Origin of the sequence: Sodalis sp. RH22, assembly GCF_047324165.1 — a bacterium.
GTDB lineage: Bacteria > Pseudomonadota > Gammaproteobacteria > Enterobacterales > Enterobacteriaceae > Acerihabitans.
Genome location: NZ_CP178731.1, coordinates 5,024,030 through 5,043,995, shown reverse-complemented (window position 1 = coordinate 5,043,995; position 19,966 = coordinate 5,024,030). Strand labels below are relative to the sequence as shown.

At 57.4% G+C, this 19,966-nt stretch carries 17 protein-coding genes; 1 reads left to right on the top strand and 16 read right to left on the bottom strand.

Annotated elements, in window-relative coordinates:
- Nucleotides 1–12 precede the first annotated feature (12 nt).
- The 16 genes from dnaE to rpsB all read right to left on the bottom strand — a co-directional run bounded on the left by dnaE (nt 13) and on the right by rpsB (nt 18,743).
- Nucleotides 13–3,495 (bottom strand): DNA polymerase III subunit alpha, encoded by a 3,483-nt coding sequence (dnaE, locus tag ACL2XN_RS22910; RefSeq protein ID WP_413727753.1) that lies wholly within the window; start codon nt 3,493–3,495, stop codon nt 13–15.
- 64 nt (nt 3,496–3,559) lie between these two features.
- A complete protein-coding gene (rnhB, locus tag ACL2XN_RS22905) occupies nt 3,560–4,156 on the bottom strand; it encodes a ribonuclease HII (RefSeq protein WP_410013727.1) in 597 nt (198 codons plus the stop codon).
- A 5-nt stretch (nt 4,157–4,161) separates the two neighbouring features.
- Nucleotides 4,162–5,325 carry a lipid-A-disaccharide synthase gene (lpxB, locus tag ACL2XN_RS22900; protein ID WP_413729534.1) on the bottom strand — a complete coding sequence of 388 codons (1,164 nt, stop codon included), beginning with the start codon at nt 5,323–5,325 and terminating at the stop codon, nt 4,162–4,164.
- A gap of 2 nt (nt 5,326–5,327) precedes the next feature.
- The gene (gene lpxA / locus ACL2XN_RS22895; RefSeq protein ID WP_410013725.1) at nt 5,328–6,116 is read right to left on the bottom strand and encodes an acyl-ACP--UDP-N-acetylglucosamine O-acyltransferase; all 789 of its coding nucleotides are present in this window, start codon (nt 6,114–6,116) and stop codon (nt 5,328–5,330) included.
- Nucleotides 6,117–6,120: 4 nt separating this feature from the next.
- Complete coding sequence (gene fabZ / locus ACL2XN_RS22890; RefSeq protein WP_331119968.1) at nt 6,121–6,582, bottom strand: 3-hydroxyacyl-ACP dehydratase FabZ; 462 nt, start codon at nt 6,580–6,582, stop codon at nt 6,121–6,123.
- A gap of 150 nt (nt 6,583–6,732) precedes the next feature.
- A complete protein-coding gene (gene lpxD, locus ACL2XN_RS22885; RefSeq protein ID WP_410013724.1) occupies nt 6,733–7,755 on the bottom strand; it encodes a UDP-3-O-(3-hydroxymyristoyl)glucosamine N-acyltransferase in 1,023 nt (340 codons plus the stop codon).
- A gap of 3 nt (nt 7,756–7,758) precedes the next feature.
- On the bottom strand, nt 7,759–8,256 hold the full coding sequence (gene skp, locus ACL2XN_RS22880; protein ID WP_410013723.1) for a molecular chaperone Skp: 498 nt from the start codon (nt 8,254–8,256) through the stop codon (nt 7,759–7,761).
- Nucleotides 8,257–8,403: 147 nt separating this feature from the next.
- The gene (gene bamA, locus ACL2XN_RS22875) at nt 8,404–10,830 is read right to left on the bottom strand and encodes an outer membrane protein assembly factor BamA (RefSeq protein WP_410013722.1); all 2,427 of its coding nucleotides are present in this window, start codon (nt 10,828–10,830) and stop codon (nt 8,404–8,406) included.
- Between the two features lie 36 nt (nt 10,831–10,866).
- A complete protein-coding gene (rseP, locus tag ACL2XN_RS22870) occupies nt 10,867–12,222 on the bottom strand; it encodes a sigma E protease regulator RseP (RefSeq protein WP_410013721.1) in 1,356 nt (451 codons plus the stop codon).
- A gap of 20 nt (nt 12,223–12,242) precedes the next feature.
- Nucleotides 12,243–13,100: a phosphatidate cytidylyltransferase gene (gene cdsA / locus ACL2XN_RS22865; protein WP_410013720.1), complete on the bottom strand. Its 858-nt coding sequence runs from the start codon at nt 13,098–13,100 to the stop codon at nt 12,243–12,245.
- Nucleotides 13,101–13,109: 9 nt separating this feature from the next.
- Complete coding sequence (ispU, locus tag ACL2XN_RS22860) at nt 13,110–13,871, bottom strand: (2E,6E)-farnesyl-diphosphate-specific ditrans,polycis-undecaprenyl-diphosphate synthase (RefSeq protein WP_410013719.1); 762 nt, start codon at nt 13,869–13,871, stop codon at nt 13,110–13,112.
- A 209-nt stretch (nt 13,872–14,080) separates the two neighbouring features.
- On the bottom strand, nt 14,081–15,277 hold the full coding sequence (gene ispC, locus ACL2XN_RS22855) for a 1-deoxy-D-xylulose-5-phosphate reductoisomerase (RefSeq protein ID WP_410013718.1): 1,197 nt from the start codon (nt 15,275–15,277) through the stop codon (nt 14,081–14,083).
- Between the two features lie 202 nt (nt 15,278–15,479).
- On the bottom strand, nt 15,480–16,037 hold the full coding sequence (gene frr / locus ACL2XN_RS22850; RefSeq protein WP_410013717.1) for a ribosome recycling factor: 558 nt from the start codon (nt 16,035–16,037) through the stop codon (nt 15,480–15,482).
- A 136-nt stretch (nt 16,038–16,173) separates the two neighbouring features.
- Nucleotides 16,174–16,899, bottom strand: coding sequence for a UMP kinase (gene pyrH / locus ACL2XN_RS22845; protein ID WP_410013716.1), 726 nt, complete (start codon nt 16,897–16,899; stop codon nt 16,174–16,176).
- Between the two features lie 143 nt (nt 16,900–17,042).
- A complete protein-coding gene (gene tsf / locus ACL2XN_RS22840) occupies nt 17,043–17,900 on the bottom strand; it encodes a translation elongation factor Ts (RefSeq protein ID WP_410013715.1) in 858 nt (285 codons plus the stop codon).
- Between the two features lie 117 nt (nt 17,901–18,017).
- Nucleotides 18,018–18,743, bottom strand: coding sequence for a 30S ribosomal protein S2 (gene rpsB / locus ACL2XN_RS22835; protein WP_410013714.1), 726 nt, complete (start codon nt 18,741–18,743; stop codon nt 18,018–18,020).
- A 337-nt stretch (nt 18,744–19,080) separates the two neighbouring features.
- On the opposite strand from rpsB, the gene map reads away from it, so the two are divergent.
- Complete coding sequence (gene map / locus ACL2XN_RS22830) at nt 19,081–19,875, top strand: type I methionyl aminopeptidase (RefSeq protein WP_410013713.1); 795 nt, start codon at nt 19,081–19,083, stop codon at nt 19,873–19,875.
- The last annotated feature ends 91 nt before the right edge of the window (nt 19,876–19,966 follow it).

Below are 19,966 nucleotides of genomic sequence, written 5' to 3'. Positions count from 1 at the left end.
AGTATTCCTATATTAGTCAAATTCCAGTTCTACCTGTTCGTTGCCTACCAGGGTACGCAAATCATTCAGCAACCGGTCGGTCGGCGTGACACGCCATGTCGCGCCAAATCGCAACCTGGCGCGAGCATCTTCGCGTTGATAATAAAGATGCACTGGAATCGTCCCGGATCGGTGTGGTTCCAACGATTGGCGGAGACGGTTTAAAAGCTGGTCATCAATTTGCCTGTCAGTCAGCGAGATAGCAAGACCCCGGGCATATTTTTCACGTGCTTCGCTGATATCCATCAGTTCACGGGCGGTCATTTTAAGACCCCCGTTGAAGTCATCAAAGCTGACCTGTCCAGATGCGATCAGGATACGGTCTTTTTCCAGCAAATGCTGGTATTTTTCCAACGCATCCGTGAACAACATCACGTCGAGGCGACCGGACCTGTCGTCGAGGGTCAAGACCCCGATGCGGTTACCCCGTTTGGTCACCATAATGCGGGCGGAAAGCACCAGGCCCACCGCGGTAATCATCTTGCCGCGATCGGTGGGATGCATGTCCTTCAGGCGCAGGCCGCCGGCATAACGCTCGATTTCGCGCAGATAACGCGTAATGGGATGGCCGGTCAGGTACAGCCCCAGGGTTTCGCGCTCGCCGTCCAGCACCACATGTTCCGGCCAGGGCGGCACGGTGCTATAGGATGCCTCCACCGCCTCGGGCGCGTCGGCCAGCACGCCGAACATATCGCCCTGGCCGATGGCTTCCGCCTTGGCGTGCTGGTCCGCCGCCTTAAGCGCATCGTTAAGGGAATTCATTAACGCGGCGCGGTGCGGCCCAAGGCGGTCGAACGCCCCGGACATAATCAGTTTTTCCAGCATGCGGCGATTAAGCTTTTTGATATCGGTGCGGGCGCAAAGATCAAACAGCTCTTTAAAATGGCCGTCCTGGTTGCGGGCATCGATAATCGCTTCGATCGGGCCCTCGCCCACGCCTTTGATAGCCCCGATGCCGTAAACGATTTCGCCTTCGTCATTGACATGGAAATGATACTGCCCGCTGTTGATATCCGGCGGCAAGACCTTCAGGCCCATGCGCCAGCACTCGTCCACCAGGCCGACCACTTTTTCGGTATTGTCCATATCGGCGGTCATCACCGCCGCCATGAACTCGGCCGGATAGTGCGCCTTCAGCCACAGGGTCTGATACGAGACCAGGGCATACGCGGCGGAGTGGGATTTATTAAACCCATAACCGGCGAATTTCTCCACCAGATCGAAGATTTTCATCGACAGTTCGCCGTCGATACCGTTTTTTTCCGCCCCTTCCTTGAAGATGGAACGCTGCTTTTCCATCTCCTCGAGTTTCTTTTTGCCCATGGCGCGGCGCAACATATCCGCGCCGCCCAGGGTATAGCCCGAAAGCACCTGGGCTATCTGCATCACCTGTTCCTGGTAGAGGATAATGCCGTAGGTCGGCTCCAGTACCGTGCTCAGGGATTCATGCTGCCATTGGATATCCGGATATGAAATAGCCTCGCGCCCGTGTTTACGGTCGATAAAGTTATCCACCATGCCGGATTGCAGCGGACCGGGACGGAACAGCGCCACCAGGGCGATCATATCTTCGAAGCAGTCGGGCTGCAGGCGCTTGATCAGATCCTTCATGCCGCGGGATTCTAGCTGGAATACCGCGGTGGTTTCCGAACGCTGCAGCATATCGAAGCTTTTTTTATCCTCGAGCGGGATCGCCGCGATATCCACCGGCGCCAGGCCGTGCCTGGCGCGGCGGGCGTTAATCATCTCCAGCGCCCAGTTGATGATGGTCAGGGTACGCAGCCCCAGGAAGTCGAACTTCACCAGCCCGGTATATTCCACATCGTTTTTATCAAATTGCGTGACCGGGTGATTACCCTCGGCGTCGCAATAGAGCGGGGCGAAGTCGGTTATCCGGGTGGGGGCGATAACCACCCCGCCCGCATGTTTGCCGGCGTTGCGGGTGACGCCTTCGAGCTTGCGCGCCATGTCGATAAGCGCCCGGACTTCTTCATCGGCGTCGTAGATCGCCTGCAGCTGCGGCTCGGCGGCAAAGGCCTTTTCCAGCGTCATGCCCGGGTCGGGCGGCACCAGCTTGGAGATGCGATCGACAAAACCATAAGGATGGCCCAGTACCCGGCCGACGTCGCGGATCACCGCCTTCGCCGCCATGGTACCAAAGGTGATGATCTGCGATACCGCCTCGCGGCCGTAGGTCTCGGCCACGTGGTCGATAACCAGGTCGCGCTTCTCCATGCAGAAATCCACGTCGAAGTCGGGCATCGAGACGCGTTCCGGGTTGAGGAACCGTTCAAACAGCAGATCGAACGCCAGCGGATCGAGATCGGTGATTTTTAATGAGTAGGCCACCAGCGAACCCGCGCCCGACCCGCGCCCAGGCCCCACCGGCACGCCGTTATCCTTCGACCACTGAATAAATTCCATCACGATCAGAAAGTAGCCGGGAAATCCCATCTGGTTGATCACCTTCAGCTCGATTTCCAGGCGTTCATCATAAGGCGCACGCTTGACGCTGCGTTCCTGCTCGTCCGGGAACAGGAAGGCCAGCCGTTCCTCCAGCCCCTCGCGGGAGCGGGCCACCAGGAAATCCTCGGTGGTCATGTCGCCGGTGGGGAACTGCGGCAGGAAATATTCCCCCAGCCGGATGGTGACGTTGCAGCGCTTGGCAATCTCAACGCTGTTTTGCAGCGCTTCCGGCAAATCGGCGAACAGCTCGCACATTTGTTCTTCGCTGCGCATAAACTGCTGCGGGCTGTAATTGCGCGGCCGTTTCGGATCGTCCAGGGTAAAGCCGTCATGGATCGCCACGCGGATTTCGTGGGCGTCAAAATCGCCTTCGCCGATAAAACGCACATCGTTGGTGGCCACCACCGGCAGCCCGCGCTCGATGGCGATGGCGACCGCGGCATGCAGGTAGCTTTCTTCATCCGCGCGGCCGGTACGGGTCAGTTCAAGATAATAACGATCGGGAAAATACCGTTGATAAAACGCCAGGCATTGGTCAACCTGCGGCATATTGCCGCGCATCAGGAACTTGCCGACGTCGCCTTTGCGACCGCCGGAGAGCAGCAGCAGCCCTTCGTTATGCTTTATCAGCCAGTCCCGATCGATTATCGGACCCGCCGCGCCGTAGCCGCGCTGGTAGGCCTCGGAAATCAGCAGCGTGAGGTGTTGATAACCGACGTTATCGGCCGCCAGAATAGTCAGTTCCGCCATTTCCTCGCCGAGCATATCGCTCTGCACCAGGACATCCGCCCCGACGATAGGCTTGATCCCGGCCCCGTGCGCGCTGCCGTAGAATTTCACCAGGCCGCACAGGTTCATGAAATCGGTAATGGCCAGGGCGGGCATATTCAGCGCCGCCGTTTTTTTAACCAGCGGGCCGATTTTAGCCAACCCGTCGATCATCGAGTAGTCGCTATGAACGCGAAGGTGAATAAAACGTGGTTCGGCCATTATCCTGCTACCAAAAGTTGATTTTTTGTGGTGAAGACCCGAAATCCACCGGGATACCGGCCTTTTAGACCAGCCCCAGTACCCGTTTTACCGGCGCGAAGCTGCGGCGATGATGCACCGTGGCGCCCAGCAGCGCCAGTTTTTCCAAATGGAACGCCGTCGGATAGCCTTTATGCTGCGCAAAACCATATTCGGGAAACTCCAGATCCAGCACCGCCATCTCCCGGTCCCGCGACACTTTTGCCACGATGGAGGCCGCGCTGATTTCCGCCACCCGGCTATCGCCTTTGACCACCGCCAGCGACGGCATGGACAACAGCGGGCAGCGATTGCCGTCTATTAAAACAAAGTCCGGCGGGATATGCAGCCCCTGGACCGCGCGCTGCATCGCCAGCAAGGTGGCATGGAAGATATTCAACCGGTCGATTTCCTCGGCTTCGGCGCGTCCCAGGCACCAGGCCAGGGCCTTATCGGTGATTTCGTCATACAGCGATTCGCGGCGTTTGGCGCTGAGTTTTTTGGAATCCGCCAGGCCGGCTATCGGCCGCCGGGGATCGAGGATCACCGCCGCGGTCACCACCGCGCCGACCAGCGGCCCGCGGCCGACTTCGTCAACGCCTGCGATACAGGCGGCCTGCGGATAAACAAACAATTCCATCATGATAGCTACCGTGAACGCGCAGGCTGCGCGATGAGTTGCAGCACCGCCTGGGCGGCCTGCTCGTCGGCGTTACAGCGAATTTGCTGGTGCAAATCGCGAAAAGTCTCTTTAAGCACCTGGCTATCGACACTCTTTTTTAACAAGGGCGCCAGCGCCGAGGCCAATTTTTCCGGCACGCAGTCTTCCTGCAGCAGTTCCTGCACCAGCTCGCGCCCGGCCAGCAGGTTGGGCAGCGAGACATAGGGCGTCTTCACCAGGCGCCGCGCCAGCCAGTAGGTGAAAGGTTTCATGCGGTAGCCCACCACCATGGGGCATTTGGCCAGCATGCATTCAAGGGCGGCGGTGCCGGAGGCCAGCAGGGCCGCGTCGCTGGCCACCATCGCCTCGCGCGCCTGCCCGTCGAGCAGATGCACCTGAAGATCCGGCGCTACCCGCGCTTTAATGGCGTCGAACTGCGCGCGGCGGCGGGCATTGACCAGCGGCACCAGGATATCGAGTCCGGGATATTGGGTGCTAAGCAGCTGGGCGGCATGGAGGAAATCGGCGCTGAGCATCTCGACTTCCGCGCCGCGGCTGCCGGGCAGCAGGGCCAGGCAGCGGGCATCCTGGGCAATGCCCAAATGTTGCCGGGCGGCCGCTTTATCCGGATCGAGGGGCATGGCGTCGGCCAGGGTGTGGCCGATAAACTGGCAGGGAACGTTATACCGGTCGTAAAAGGCTTTCTCAAACGGCAGGAATGCCAGTACGTTGTCGGTGGCCCTGCCGATTTTAAATACCCGCTTCTGGCGCCAGGCCCATACCGACGGACTCACGTAATGAATGGTGCGGATACCGCGCCGCTTGAGCCGGCCTTCGAGGGTGATATTAAAATCCGGCGCGTCGATGCCGACAAACACCGCCGGGCGCAGCGCGGTGAAACGCCGGGTCAGGTCGCGACGGATGTGCAGCAGCCGCGGCAGCCGCCCTATCACCTCGACGATGCCCATCACCGCCAGCTCTTCCATCTCGTACCACGCTTCGCAGCCTTCGGCCTGCATACGCGGGCCGGCGACGCCGACAAAACGGGCGTCGGGCAGATGCCGGCGCAGCGCGCGGATCAAGCCGGCGCCAAGGACATCCCCCGATGCTTCGCCGGCTACCAAGCCGATTACCACCGCGCAAGCCTGCATGTTCAGCGGATAATACCCCGTTGCGAACGGGCCAGGAAATCGGTAAAGGCGGAAATCACCGGATGCTGGACCGCCATGGCGTCGAGTTCGGGTTTTACTTCATCCAGGGTCTTGCCGCTGCGATAGATAAGCTTATACGCGGCGCGAATGGCGTGTTGGGCTTCCTTATCGAAACCGCGGCGCTTAAGCCCTTCGATATTAATGCCGAACGGCGTGGCGTGATTGCCCTGGGCGATGACAAACGGCGGCACGTCCTGGGCCACGCCCGAGCAGCCGCCGACCATAACATGGGCGCCGATGCTGCAAAACTGATGCACAGCGGTCAGGCCGCCGATAATGGCGTAATCGCCCACCGAGACATGGCCGCCCAGGGTGGCGTTATTGGCCAGGATACAGCGATCGCCGATAACGCAATCGTGAGCGATATGGGTATTGATCATCAGTAGATTATCGCTGCCGATGCGGGTCACTTCCCCGCCCTGGGCGGTGCCGCGATGCACGGTCACGCTTTCGCGGATGCTGTTGCGATCGCCGATTTCAACACGGGTGGGTTCGCCGGCGTACTTCAGATCCTGGTTCACTTCGCCGATGGAGGCGAACTGGTAGATCAGGTTATCTTCACCGATCTTGGTAATGCCGTTGATGACGATATGGGATTTCAGCACCGTGCGGGCGCCAATCTCGACCTGCGGGCCGATAAAGCAAAACGGCCCGATCTGTACACCGGCATGAATGATGGCGCCGTCTTCAACTATGGCACTGGGATGGATAAAGGCGGATTGATCAATCACGTTTTCAGGACTCCCGACGACGGGCGCACATCATTGACGCTTCGCAAGCGATCTCGCCGTCCACCTTGGCAACCCCCTGGAAACGAGCAACTCCGCGGCGCTCTTTAATGAATTCGACTTCAAGGATCATTTGGTCGCCTGGTTGCACCGGGCGTTTAAAGCGCGCGTGATCCACCGCTGCAAAATAGTATAGCTCACCCGGCTCCAGCTTACCGACGCTCTTAAAAGCCAGGATACCCGTTGCCTGCGCCATCGCTTCCAGGATTAGCACACCGGGGAAGATGGGTTTGCCGGGGAAATGTCCCTGAAAAAACGGCTCGTTAAAAGAAACATTTTTCACCGCACGCAGGAATTTCCCTTTTTCAAAATCCAGCACCCGGTCCACCAGCAAAAAAGGGAAACGGTGCGGCAATAGTTCTAATATCTCTTCTATCTGCAGAGTATGAGCATGAGTGTCATTAGTCAAAATACTCTTCCTGTCTGAAAAAACGATGGCATTAACAACACGGCCTGCAACAATCCCACACAGGACAATTTAGCAGGCCGCAAATAAAAAATGTCTTGCCAGGCTTTAAGTGCCTGAACGCGCATAATTATCACTATCTGGCGAAGGCGATTAGTTTTTTGCCAGGTTTCGCTCGATAGCTTTCAACCGCTTGCTGATCTCGTTGATATTCATTACTAACGCTGCGGTCTTGCGCCACACTTTATTGGGTTGCAGCGGAATACCCGAGGAGTATACGCCAGGTTCAGTGATAGGTCTCATCACCATTCCCATGCCGGTGATGGTCACTTTGTCGCATATTTCCATATGGCCGTTGATGACGCTGGCGCCGCCAATCATGCAATAGCGGCCTATTCGCAGGCTGCCGGCCATAATAACGCCGCCCGCAACCGCGGTATTGTCGCCAATTATGACGTTATGTGCAATCTGGCACTGGTTATCAATGATGACGCCATTGCCGATAATAGTGTTATCCAGCGCGCCGCGATCGATGGTGGTGCAGGCGCCAATTTCAACCCGATCGCCAATTTCAACCGTGCCCAGTTGGGGAATCTTAATCCAGTTGCCGCGATCGTTGGCATAACCGAAACCATCGGCGCCGATAACGGTGCCCGACTGGATCAGGCATTTTTCGCCGATGCGCACTTCATGATAAACGGTGACGTTGGCCCACAGCTGGGTGCCCGCGCCGATGACCGTATTTTTACCGATAAAGCAGCCCGGACCGATAACCACGTTATCGCCCAGGATCACGCCGGATTCAATGACCGCGTTGGCCCCGACGGCCACCTGGCTGCCAAGCTGCGCGTCGGCTGCAATGACCGCGCTGGGGGCGATATCCTGTGCGGCGGCGGGCGTGGTATTTAGCAATTGCGCCATATGCGCATAGGTCAGGTAGGGATTTTTAACCACCAGCGCGGCGCTGTGGCAAAAGGGCAGGTCGGCTTCGGTAAGAACGATCGCGCCGGCCTGGCAGGAAGCAAGTTTTTCACGAAAACGGCTATCAGCCAGAAACGTAATCTGGTCCGCCTTGGCGGAGCCCATGGAAGCAATGCCGGTGATGACAAGAGAGCCATCACCGTGCAATTGTGCATCCAACTGCTGCGCTAAATCAGCAAGTCGAATTGATGGCATGACTTATTTAACCTGTTTTAACACATCAGCCGTAATGTCATTGGCAGAACCGGCATACGCCACGGCGTTGGCATCGATAACGATGTCATAACCTTGTTTGCTGGCGACGGCTTTCACCGCATCCTGAATACGGCTCAGGATTTTATTGCGTTCTTCACCCTGACGGCGACGATTGTCCTGTTCAAAGGCCTGCGCCTTGCCGGAGAAGTCTTCACGTTGCGCCATGACTTCCTTCTCCAGACGGCTGCGATCGGCGGCTTTCATGGTAGAGCCGTCACGTTGCAGGCGCTGCATTTTGGTCTGCAGATCACGTTCCTGCGCTTGCAGGTCGGTTGCCCGGCCCTTGAACTCATTTTCGAGTTGTTTAGCGACAACAGCGCGCTGAGGAGACTGCTGAAAGATATTGGCAATATTGACAACAGCAATTTTATCAGCAGCTTGCACGCTGGCTGAGGCAGCCAATGCTAATCCGAGGCCCGCGGCATACAACCACTTTTTCACTATAAACTCCTTAACACTACATTTAAGTTTGAAAACATTTCAACGCGGCAGGAACTAACACCCAAACCGGCGGCATGGCCGCCGGTCATGTCATTCAGGCTCCGTTCGCTGCCTTGCATGGTGCCTGCGCTGTGAATCGACGCAATGTTACCACGTTTTACCGATATTAAACTGGAACTGCTCCGCCTTATCGCCATCGTACTTCTTGACCGGCTGGGCATAAGAGAATACCAACGGCCCGAGCGGAGACATCCACTGCAGGGCAAAACCGCTGGAAATGCGGATATTACCCGGATTACTGTAGTCAGGTACGTTGTATTGCCGGGTCTGCGCGGTGTTTTCCCACGCGGTGTCCCAGACGGTGCCGCTGTCCACGAACAGCGAGGTACGTACCGAGTTGGCGTATTTCGGGCTGATAAACGGCGTCGGCACGATAAGCTCGGCGCTCAACAGCGCCATGGCGTTGCCGCCCACCGCATCGCTGGATTTATCCAGCGGGCAATCGCCAAGCGACGACTCGCCGCCGCCGCACTTATAATACGCCGCTTTCGGCCCGATGGTATTGGACCGGAAACCACGCACGGTGCTAGAACCGCCGGCGTAGAAGTTATCGTAGAACGGCATTTCCTTGCTGCCGATGCCATCGGCGTAACCCGCGCGCCCACGGCCCATCAGCACCCAGCTGCCGGAGTCGGTCAGCGGCACATAGCTGGTGGTATCGAAAGTCACCTTGTAGTATTCGTTATCCGAACCCGGCACGGTGACCTTGCCGGTCAGGCTGGCGCTGGTACCCGATGTAGGGAAATAGCCCCGATCCAGGTTGCTGTAATTCCAGCCGGTGGTCAGGAAGAAATCATTGGCGCTGAAATCAGCGTCGTTGTCTTTCTTCTCGCCCGCCACGACCTTGGGTTGGAAACCGGTGGATTCCAGGTAACGCCACATGGCAATCTGCGGATACATATTCGACAGATCGTTATGGACATAATCCACGCCCAGGCGCAGCGCACTGGTTTCACTGATCGGGAAACCGAGCGTGGTGCCTAAGCCATAGCTCCTGTTGGTGTAATCCGACAGGTCGGCGTTATCGGCGTCGAAGTTATTGTAGAAAATGCGCCCGCCGAGACTGACGCCGTCCACCGTAAAGTACGGGTCGGTCAGCGAAAGTTCGGCATAGGTCTGGTAATCGTTCTTGGTGCCGCTGAAACCAACGGAATTACCGGTGCCCAGCCAGTTGTCCTGCTGGATGCCGAACTGGAAGCTGACGCCGCTCTCGGTGCCGAAGCCCACGCCGAAGTTGATGCTGCCGGTGTTGCGCTCCTTCACCTTGTACGTCACGTCCACCATATCATCGGTGCCGGGAACACGCTGCGTGTCCACGTCAACCGTTTCAAAGTAGCCCAGGCGGTTCAGGCGCTCCTTGCCCTGATCCACCAAGTTGCTGCCAAGCCAGGCGCCTTCCATCTGGCGCATTTCGCGCCGCAACACCACGTCTTTGGTGATATCGTTGCCTTCGAACTTCACGTGCCTGACGTAAAAACGGTTGCCCGCGTCCACATTGACATGGAGTTTGACGGTTTTGTCGGCGTCGTTGATTTCCGGTTGCGTCACCACGCGCGGATAGGCATAACCATAACGGCCCAGCAGCTGCTTGATGTCGTTTTCCATCTTGGTGACTTTCGCGCCGCTGTACAGCTCGCCCGGCTTAACGCGCGACAGGGCGTCGATCTCGGCGGAGTGGCCGGCCAGGTTGCCGTTGACCACGGTGCCCGACAGGGTGTACTGCGCGCCTTCGGTGATATTCAGGGTGATATAGATACCCTTTTTGTCCGGCGTCAGGCTCACCTGGGTCGAGTCGATATTAAAGCGGGCATAGCCCCGGTCAAGGTAGAAGCTGCGCAGGGTCTCGAGATCGCCCGCCAGTTTCTGCTTCTGGTATTTACGATCGCCGACCACGTTCCACCACGGCACTTCATCGCGCAGCTGGAAGCGCGAAACCAGTTCGTCGGTGGTGAAGGCATGATTGCCGACAATGTTGATTTGCTGGATCTTGGCGGAAACGCCCTCGGTAAAGACCAGTTTTAAATCTACCCGGTTACGCGGCAGCGGCGTGACCACGGCTTTCACCGACGCGCTGTATTTACCGACGCTGTAGTAGAAATCCTCCAGCCCTTTCTCGATGTTGGAAATCGTGGTGCGGTCCAACGCCTCGCCGACGCGCACGCCGGAAGCCTCGAGATTCTGCTTGAGCATATCCTCCTTCACCGCCTTGTTGCCGGAGAAGGTGATACTGGCAATAGTGGGACGTTCCTTGACCTGAACGAGCAGTGTGTCTCCATCACGCAGCACCCGGACATCCTCGAAGTTCCCGGTGGCAAATAAGGCGCGGATAGTATTGCCGATATCTTCATCACTGGCCGTGTCTCCGACACGTACCGGCATACTGAGTAACGCCGCACCGACGGCGACCCGTTGCAGTCCTTCGAAATGAATGTCCTTCACTACGAACCCGTCTGCACCGTATACGGTGGCGCTGCTAAGAAGCAGCGACGCTATGAGCAACTTTTTCATCGCCATCGTGGTTATGCGTTCTTCCTAACATAATCCCCGGCGCTAGAGCCGGGAGAAATCATTGAAAAGAGCAAGGCCCATTAACAGCACCAGCAAAATCGAGCCGATACGATAACTGAAATCCTGCACTCGTTCGGAAACCGGCCCCCCCTTAAGCTTTTCTATCGCCAGGAAGAGCAAGTGACCACCATCTAACACCGGTAACGGGAACAGGTTGATGATACCCAGGTTGACGCTGATAAGCGCCAGGAACATCAGGTAGTAGATCAAACCATATTCCGCTGACATCCCCGCGCCTTGGGCTATTGATATCGGCCCGCTCAGGTTGTTCAGCTTAACATCTCCCGTGACCAGTTTGCCTAGCATACTGACCGTCAATTTCATCAGTTGCCAGGTTTTTTCGCCAGCCTGATAAAACGCGGGAAACAGGCCGTACTGGCGTATCGTTTTGTATTCCTCGGGCAGGGGCGTCACTTTCGGCACCACGCCCGCGAAGCCTTCCACTTCGCCTTTACCTACCGACTTCTCGTCGGGCACCAACGTCACCGGCAGGCTTTCACCCTGTCGGTCGATTTCCAGGGCCAGCGGCTTGCCGGGATTATCCCGCACCCGCATGACGAAATTCTGCCAGCGGCCGATAGGCTGACCATCGACTTTAACGATCCTGTCGCCCGCTTGCAAACCGGCTTTTGCCGCCGCCGATGCATTTTGCACCTCGGCGAGCACCGGTTCTATCTGCGGACCCCGGGGAATAATCCCCAACGCGATGATAGGATCCTGCTTATCCGGTTCAAAATCCCACCCGCGCAGATCGAGTATCTTCCGTTCGATATGGGAAGACCCGAAAGGCGCCACCCCGACGCTGGTCTGGCCGTCGCCAATCTTGCCGATAAGCTCCAGCCGCACCGAATCCCAGTCAGGCGTTTCGATACCGTCAACCGACTTTAGTTCCATGCCGGGCGAAATATCGGCCTGCGCGACGATAGAATTGGGGGTAACCTCACCGATTACCGGACGAAAACTCGGCACGCCGATCAAAAATACCAGCCAGTAGGCAAACACCGCAAAAATAAAGTTGGCGATGGGGCCGGCGCTGATAATGGCGGCGCGCTGCCAAACCTTCTTGTGGTTAAACGCTTCATGCCGGCGTTCGGGGGCGACGGTATCCACCCGTTCGTCCAGCATTTTCACATAGCCCCCCAAGGGGATGGCCGCGATAACATACTCGGTGCCGCGCTTATCCCGATGACGCCACAGCGCGCGGCCGAATCCGATGGAGAATCGCTCCACCGTAACACCGCACCGGCGGGCCACCCAGAAGTGACCGAACTCGTGCACGGTGATCAATATACCCAACGCAACGATAAATGCGGCGAGACTCCAGAGAAAGTGCAACATGATAACTCCTGGCCCCTCGATTAAATAGCTCTAAAAATCAGCAGCATTAAACAGGCGAAAACCGGCACCGCGGCGGTCAGGCTATCGATGCGGTCCAAGATGCCGCCGTGCCCCGGAATCAGGTGCCCGCTGTCCTTGATACCGGCCTCGCGTTTAAACATGCTTTCCGTTAAATCGCCCAGCACCGACGCCAGGGCGGCAATCACCGAGCACAGCAGCAGGCTGAGCGGCAGCGCGTCCAGCGGGGCGTATTTGCCGAACAGCCAGGAAATGACGGCCGAGGTCACCAGCCCGCCCGCCAGGCCTTCCCAGGTCTTGCCGGGAGAGACCTTCGGCGCCAGCTTATGCTTGCCCAGCGCGCGCCCGAAAATATAGGCGCCCGAGTCGGCCCCCCACACCAGCAGCATCACATACAGCAGCCACCAGGCGCCGGTAAAATGATTCACCGCGTAGTGGTACTGGCGCAGGGTGAGCATGCCCCAAAAAAAAGGCATGATGGTCAGGACGCCGAACACGAGCCGCAGCGCGCATGAATGGCGCCAGAACGCGGCGGAGCGCGGATAGAACAGCACCAGCACCAAGGCCGCGGCCCACCACGCCAGAGAGGCTCCCAGCGCGTATTTCACCATGGTGGCGGTGACGAACGGATGGTAATCCGGAATAGTGAACATCATTAACGCCAGCAGCAGCCCGCACAGAATAGCCAGCCAGATGCGCTGGCTTCGGGTCGCCAGGCCGGCAAGCTGCCCCCATTCCCACGCCGCCAGCATGCAGACAACGAGCGTAACCAGCGCAAACCCCAGCGGGGGCAGTAAAAAGATCGCGGCGATAACAACAGGTATCAGAATAAAGGCAGTGATCAAGCGAGACTTCAGCAAAAATCCCCCCTAGGACGCGTTGGCATCATTAGGCGTAGTTCCTCCGAAGCGCCGCTCACGTTGAGCAAAAGCATTCAGCGCACCTTCAAAAACGTCTTCGTCAAAATCCGGCCACAGCACATCGGTAAAATAGAGTTCGGCATAGGCTATCTGCCATAATAAAAAATTACTGATGCGATGTTCTCCGCCGGTGCGAATTACCAAATCCACCGGCGCGAGTTCATTGAGGCAGACATGCCGGCACAGGGCGTCCTCATCTATCTGGTCGGGACGCAATATCCCTTCCTGCACTTCTTCGGCCAGTCGCTTCACGCCCTGAATAATATCCCAACGGCCGCCATAATTCGCGGCAATATTGAGGGTTAAGCCAGTGTTATTTTGCGTCAGGGCCTCTGAGCGGCGGATTCGCTCCTGCAAACGCAGGCCGAAACGGCTAGTATCGCCGATAATACGTAAACGAACGTTATGTTTATGCAGGCTTTTTACTTCGCTGTCCAATGCCCTGACGAATAATTCCATCAATGCGGACACCTCCTGCGTCGGCCGGTTCCAATTTTCGCTGCTGAAGGCATAGAGCGTCAGAGCATCAAAATGATGGCTGACGGCAAAACTGACCGCGCGACGGACTGACTTCACCCCCGCTTTATGCCCGAAGATGCGTAATCTTCCCCGGCTTTTCGCCCAACGTCCGTTGCCATCCATGATGATGGCCACGTGACGGGGAGTGGATGATGACAGAATAGTAGCCTCGTGCTGATTTTCGGACGACATAACGCTTACGTATTTCCTCAATAAGAATACAACCGTCTTTCCGGAACAGTAGGCCCCGAATGCGCAAAAAAGCCGTGTACTCACACGGCTCACTCCGGATTTCTTATGGCCAGCCATCATCCTGGAGACAATTGGCGCTGACTATATCATTTCAGCAGCGGCGGAACAAATCAGGCCGCGACCGACGCAACGACCCGCGCCGGCTGATTTTACTGCATAAAAGCGGCCATTTCGCGCTCCGCCACGCTTCTGGCCTCGGCGTCAATCGCCACGACGTCGTCCACGCTCTCCGGTTCCGGCAATACCATCCGTTCAAGCGTAGCGCGCACCAGGGGGGCGATGGCGGTAAAGCGCACCCGCCCCTGCAAAAACGCCGCCACGGCTATTTCGTTGGCGGCATTCAGCGTCGTGGTGGCCGCCTGGCCGCGTTCGCAGGCGTCTATCGCCAATTGCAGGCACGGGTAGCGCGCTTCATCGGCCCGCTCGAAGGTCAGCCCGCCGATGCGGTAGAAATCGAGCGCCTCGACCCCGGCCGCCACCCGCTCGGGATAGGCCATCGCGTGGGCGATGGGGGTGCGCATATCCGGCGAACCCAACTGCGCCAGCACGCTGCCGTCGCGATAACGCACCATGGAATGAATCACCGACTGCGGATGCACAATCACTTCCATTTGCGCCGCCGAGGCGTTGAATAACCACCGCGCCTCGATATACTCCAGTCCTTTGTTCATCATCGTCGCCGAATCAACGGAGATTTTGCGCCCCATCGACCAATTGGGGTGGGCGCAGGCCTGATCCGGCGTCATGGCGTCCAGTTCAGACAGGGCCGTGGTGCGAAACGGGCCGCCGGAACCGGTGAGGATGATGCTCGACACGCCATGCGCCTCCAGGGAAGCGTACCCTAACTGACGCTGAAATGGTTCGGGTAAACTCTGAAAAATCGCATTATGTTCGCTGTCCACCGGTAATAGTTGCGCTTTGCTCTGGCGAACCTCGTTTATAAACAGCCTGCCGCAGGTCACCAGCGCCTCTTTATTGGCCAGCAGCACGGATTTACCGGCGCGGATTGCCGCCAGGGTCGACGGCAGCCCCGCGGCGCCCACGATGGCGGCCATCACCAGATCGACCCCGTCGAGAGCCGCCAGTTCGCAGGCGGCCCGCGGCCCCGCCATGACCTCGGTGGCGCTCCCCGCCTCATGCAGGAGGCGTTTGAGCTCACGCGCCGACGCCTCGTCGGCCATACAGGCATACGCGGGACGAAAAGCCAGGCATTGTCGGGCCATGACGGCGCTGTTTCGTCCGGCCACCAGGGCGCGCACGGCGAACTTTTCCGGATTTTGCTGAACAACGGCCAGTGTGCTGGTTCCAACCGAACCAGTGGAGCCGAGAATCGTCAAATTTCTCATGAGGTACTCTGGACAACCGCGTGTTAAAAATAAAGAAGGCACAGTAGTCTGGAACGTTGCGCAACATTTGTCTATGACGTTGCCGACAAAAAAAACCGCGGCGGACAAACAATATAATTGATTGGCCGCCGCGGCGTGTTTGACGGGCCGGCGCGCTGCCGGCCCCTGCAGGCCGGCATGACGTCAGCGTAGCGCCGTTAGCTTAGATTTCCATTAACTCGGCTTCTTTGTCGGCCAGGGCGCTGTCGACCTTCTTGATAAAGGCATCGGTCAGCTTCTGGATATCATCCTGCGAACGGCGATCCTCGTCTTCGCTGATTTCTTTATCCTTGAGCATGGCTTTGACTTTATCGTTGGCGTCGCGGCGCACGTTGCGCACCGATACCCTGCCCTGCTCGGCCTCGGCGCGCACGATCTTGATCAGATCACGGCGGCGTTCCTCGGTCAGCGGCGGCAGCGGAACGCGGATCACGGTGCCGGCGGACGAGGGATTCAGGCCCAGGTCGGAGGCCATGATGGCTTTTTCCACCGCGGCGCTCAGGGAGCGATCGAATACGGTAATGGCCAAAGTGCGTGAATCTTCGGCCACCACGTTCGCCAGCTGGCGCAGCGGCGTGGACGTACCGTAATATTCGATCTGAATACCATCAAGCAGGCTCGGAGACGCTCGGCCGGTACGGATTTTGCCGATGTGGTTTTTGAATGCTTCTACGCATTTTTCCATGCGTTGCTCTGCATCTTTGCGGATTTCATTAATCACGTTGCGAACCCTTGGAAACTGGTTATCCGGGCGGGCTTAAGCTTACGTCAAGCCCGTGATAGTCTGACCAGCCGCAGCCAGTCGTGTCTATTATTGCCGTAAAATCGGCATGATACTGTAACCTGGCGAACAAATGCTACTTGGTAATGAGCGTGCCTTCCTTCTCGCCCATCACCACCCGCCGCAGCGCGCCGGGTTTGTTCATATTGAATACCCTGATGGGAATATTATGATCCCGCGCCAGGGTAAACGCCGCCAAATCCATCACTTTCAGCTCCTGCTCCAGGACGTCCTGGTAGCTGAGCTGTTCATACAGTGTAGCATCAGGGTTTTTCACCGGATCGGCGGAAAATACGCCGTCCACCTTGGTGGCTTTCAGCACCACGTCGGCTTCGATCTCAATGCCGCGCAGGCAGGCGGCGGAGTCGGTGGTGAAGAAAGGATTGCCGGTACCGGCGGAGAAGATGACCACGCGGTTGTTGCGCAGCAGGCTGATGGCCTCGGCCCAGCTGTAGTTATCGCACACGCCGTTAAGCGGAATGGCCGACATCAGCCTGGCGTTGACATAGGCGCGATGCAGCGCGTCGCGCATCGCCAGCCCGTTCATTACCGTCGCCAGCATGCCCATATGATCGCCGACCACGCGATTCATCCCCGCCTGGGCCAGTCCCGCGCCGCGAAACAGATTGCCGCCGCCTATCACCACGCCGACCTGGATGCCCAGCTCGACCAGCTCCTTCACTTCCTGGGCCATGCGATCCAGGACGCTAGCGTCGATACCAAAACCTTCTGCGCCTTGCAGGGCTTCACCGCTCAATTTAAGCAGGATACGCTGGTATACGGGTTTTGCATTGGTTGCCATTTGTTCTGTTCCTAAGCAGCGATAACGAGATGGGCGGATCCGACTGCTGGACCGCGCGTTGCAGTTTTTATGCGGCAAAAGTCCCCTGACTTTATTTCAGCTCATAAAAAGGAACCGCCTGATGGCGGTTCCGGAGTTCTAATTTAAGACTGTTTGCTCATGGCGGCAACTTCGGCGGCGAAGTCGACTTCCGCTTTTTCGATGCCTTCACCCACTTCAAAACGGATGAAGTCGGCAACAGTGGCTTTATGCTCTTCGAGCAACTGGCCCACGGTCTTGCTCGGATCCATCACGAAATGCTGGCCGGTCAGGGAGATTTCGCCGGTAAACTTACGCATGCGGCCTTCAACCATTTTCTCGGCGATTTCACGCGGCTTGCCGGACTGCATGGCGATATCCAGCTGGATCTGGTGCTCACGGGCCACCACGTCCGCCGGTACGTCTTCGGCATGGACATATTCAGGCTTGCTGGCGGCGATATGCATGGCAATATGCTTGACCAGTTCTTCGTCGGCGCCGGTAGCGGCCACCATAACGCCGATACGCGCGCCGTGCAGGTAAGAACCCAGCACGTCGCCCGCCAATGCGGCTACGCGGCGGATATTGATGTTTTCGCCGATCTTGGCAACCATCGCGGCGCGCTGATCTTCAAATTTGGCTTTCAGCGTCTCGATATCCGTGATGCGTTCGGCCAGGGCCGCGCTGATCACTTCGTCGCCGAAGGCTTTGAATCCGCCGTCTTTGGCCACGAAATCGGTTTCACAGTTCAGCTCGACGATAACGCCGTATTTGCCGTCGGCGGCGATTTTAGTCAGGATGATGCCTTCGGCGGCAACGCGGCCCGCTTTCTTGGCGGCCTTGGCCTGACCGGATTTACGCATATTGTCGATAGCCAGCTCGATATCGCCTTGAGCTTCAACCAGCGCTTTTTTACATTCCATCATGCCTGCGCCAGTGCGTTCACGCAGTTCTTTCACCAGGGCGGCGGTAATATCAGCCATTATTTTTTCCTCGTTATCCCATGAGGGGGATAGGTAAAAAAGAGGGCCTGAAGCCAGGCCCTCTAACCAACATAGTTAAAACTTGGTTAATAAGGGCTCAATGAAGAGCATGCCTTATTACTCAGTTTCTACAAAGCTTTCTTCGGCCTGTTCAACCAGGTCCTGAGAGCGGCCTTCGCGAACGGCGGTGGCAACGGCGGTCAGGTACAGGTTGATGGCGCGGATGGCGTCATCGTTACCCGGAATGATGAAGTCCACGCCGTCCGGATCGGAGTTGGTATCAACGATAGAGAACACCGGGATGCCCAGGTTGTTCGCTTCTTTGATAGCGATGTGCTCGTGCTCGGCATCGATAACAAACAGCGCGTCAGGCAGGCCGCCCATATCCTTGATCCCGCCCAGGCTGTTTTCCAGCTTGGCCAGTTCGCGAGTGCGCATCAGCGCCTCTTTTTTGGTCAGCTTTTCGAACGTGCCGTCCTGGGACTGGGTTTCCAGATCCTTCAAACGCTTGATGGACTGACGAACCGTTTTCCAGTTGGTCAACATCCCGCCTAACCAGCGATGATTCACGAAGAACTGATCGCAGCTGTTGGCAGCTTCTTTTACCGCTTCACTTGCCGCGCGCTTGGTGCCGACAAACAGAATTTTACCCTTGCGGGAGGCAATTTTGTTCAATTCGGCCAGGGCGTCGTTGAACATCGGTACCGTCTGCTCAAGGTTGATGATGTGTACTTTATTACGCGCACCGAAGATGAAAGGCTTCATTTTCGGATTCCAGTAACGGGTCTGGTGACCGAAATGTACACCCGCTTTGAGCATGTCACGCATGGAAACAGTAGCCATGATTAAACCTCTTGTTAAAGTTTGGGGTTATGCCTCCACGTGTCCCATACGACCGACCCCGCCTTACTGGCCAAGGCACCCCGGCGCATGTGCCGACACGTGTGTGTAATTACACAATTGAGTTTAGTTGATCTGAACGGCGCATAGGACCAAAATACTCTACGCCGATCGTCGGCGCGCTTTATACCATAATCCGCGCCCGGACTCCACTCTTTGTTCAGTCACGGCACCGGCACCAAATGATAATTTGGCAGTCTTATGGCTGGACTGGTAACATTATCCTCTACTTAAGCTTAATCATAATTTGTCGACTTTCACGCCGACTGTGGATCTATTCATGGCCATTCCAATTAAAAATTCCGATGATATCGCCAAAATGCGCGTTGCCGGCCGGCTTGCCGCTGAAGTGCTGGAAATAATCGAGCCCTATGTTGTCCCGGGCGTCAGCACCGGCGAGCTCGATCGCCTGTGCCATGAGCATATCACCGTTCATCAGCACGCCATTTCCGCCAGCCTCGGCTATCACGGTTACCCGAAGTCGGTCTGCATTTCGGTTAACGAAGTCGTGTGCCACGGCATTCCCTCGGATGAAAAAATACTTAAGGACGGCGATATCATCAATATCGACGTGACGGTCATTAAAGATGGCTTCCACGGCGACACATCGAAAATGTTTATCGTCGGCAAGCCGACCATCCTCGGCGAGCGCCTGTGCCGCATCACCAAGGAGAGCCTGTACCTGGCCATCAATATGGTGAAGCCCGGCATTCGCCTGCGCACGCTGGGCAAGGCCATCCAGCAGTTTGTCGAGGCGGAAAATTTTTCCGTGGTGCGCGAATATTGCGGGCACGGCATCGGCGAGGGTTTTCACGAAGAGCCGCAGGTCCTGCACTACGATGCCGATGACGGCGGCGTGATACTGCAGCCGGGCATGGCGTTTACCATCGAACCCATGGTCAACGCCGGCGACTACCGCATCCGCACCATGAAGGACGGCTGGACGGTAAAGACCAAGGATCGCAGCTTGTCGGCGCAATACGAACATACTATTGTGGTCACCGATAGCGGTTGTGAAATCATGACCCTGCGCAGCGACGATACGCTGCCGACGGTCATTACGCACGCGGCCTGATTGTTAACCGCGCGGCGCCCGCCCGCCGGCGGCGTCCCGCGCGCCATGTCTTCTCCTCCCGCGGGTAGTCCGGGGCCGATGTGCCCCGCCC

What these genes read in the sequence shown, in the direction of transcription:
- ispU (WP_410013719.1), bottom strand. Translation starts at nt 13,871, where the DNA reads ATGTCGTCCGAAAATCAGCACGAGGCTACTATTCTGTCATCATCCACT.
- map (WP_410013713.1), top strand. Translation starts at nt 19,081, where the DNA reads ATGGCCATTCCAATTAAAAATTCCGATGATATCGCCAAAATGCGCGTT.
- bamA (WP_410013722.1), bottom strand. Translation starts at nt 10,830, where the DNA reads ATGGCGATGAAAAAGTTGCTCATAGCGTCGCTGCTTCTTAGCAGCGCC.
- rpsB (WP_410013714.1), bottom strand. Translation starts at nt 18,743, where the DNA reads ATGGCTACTGTTTCCATGCGTGACATGCTCAAAGCGGGTGTACATTTC.
- rseP (WP_410013721.1), bottom strand. Translation starts at nt 12,222, where the DNA reads ATGTTGCACTTTCTCTGGAGTCTCGCCGCATTTATCGTTGCGTTGGGT.
- ispC (WP_410013718.1), bottom strand. Translation starts at nt 15,277, where the DNA reads ATGAGAAATTTGACGATTCTCGGCTCCACTGGTTCGGTTGGAACCAGC.
- dnaE (WP_413727753.1), bottom strand. Translation starts at nt 3,495, where the DNA reads ATGGCCGAACCACGTTTTATTCACCTTCGCGTTCATAGCGACTACTCG.
- lpxD (WP_410013724.1), bottom strand. Translation starts at nt 7,755, where the DNA reads ATGCCATCAATTCGACTTGCTGATTTAGCGCAGCAGTTGGATGCACAA.
- lpxB (WP_413729534.1), bottom strand. Translation starts at nt 5,325, where the DNA reads ATGCAGGCTTGCGCGGTGGTAATCGGCTTGGTAGCCGGCGAAGCATCG.
- rnhB (WP_410013727.1), bottom strand. Translation starts at nt 4,156, where the DNA reads ATGATGGAATTGTTTGTTTATCCGCAGGCCGCCTGTATCGCAGGCGTT.
- pyrH (WP_410013716.1), bottom strand. Translation starts at nt 16,899, where the DNA reads ATGGCAACCAATGCAAAACCCGTATACCAGCGTATCCTGCTTAAATTG.
- tsf (WP_410013715.1), bottom strand. Translation starts at nt 17,900, where the DNA reads ATGGCTGATATTACCGCCGCCCTGGTGAAAGAACTGCGTGAACGCACT.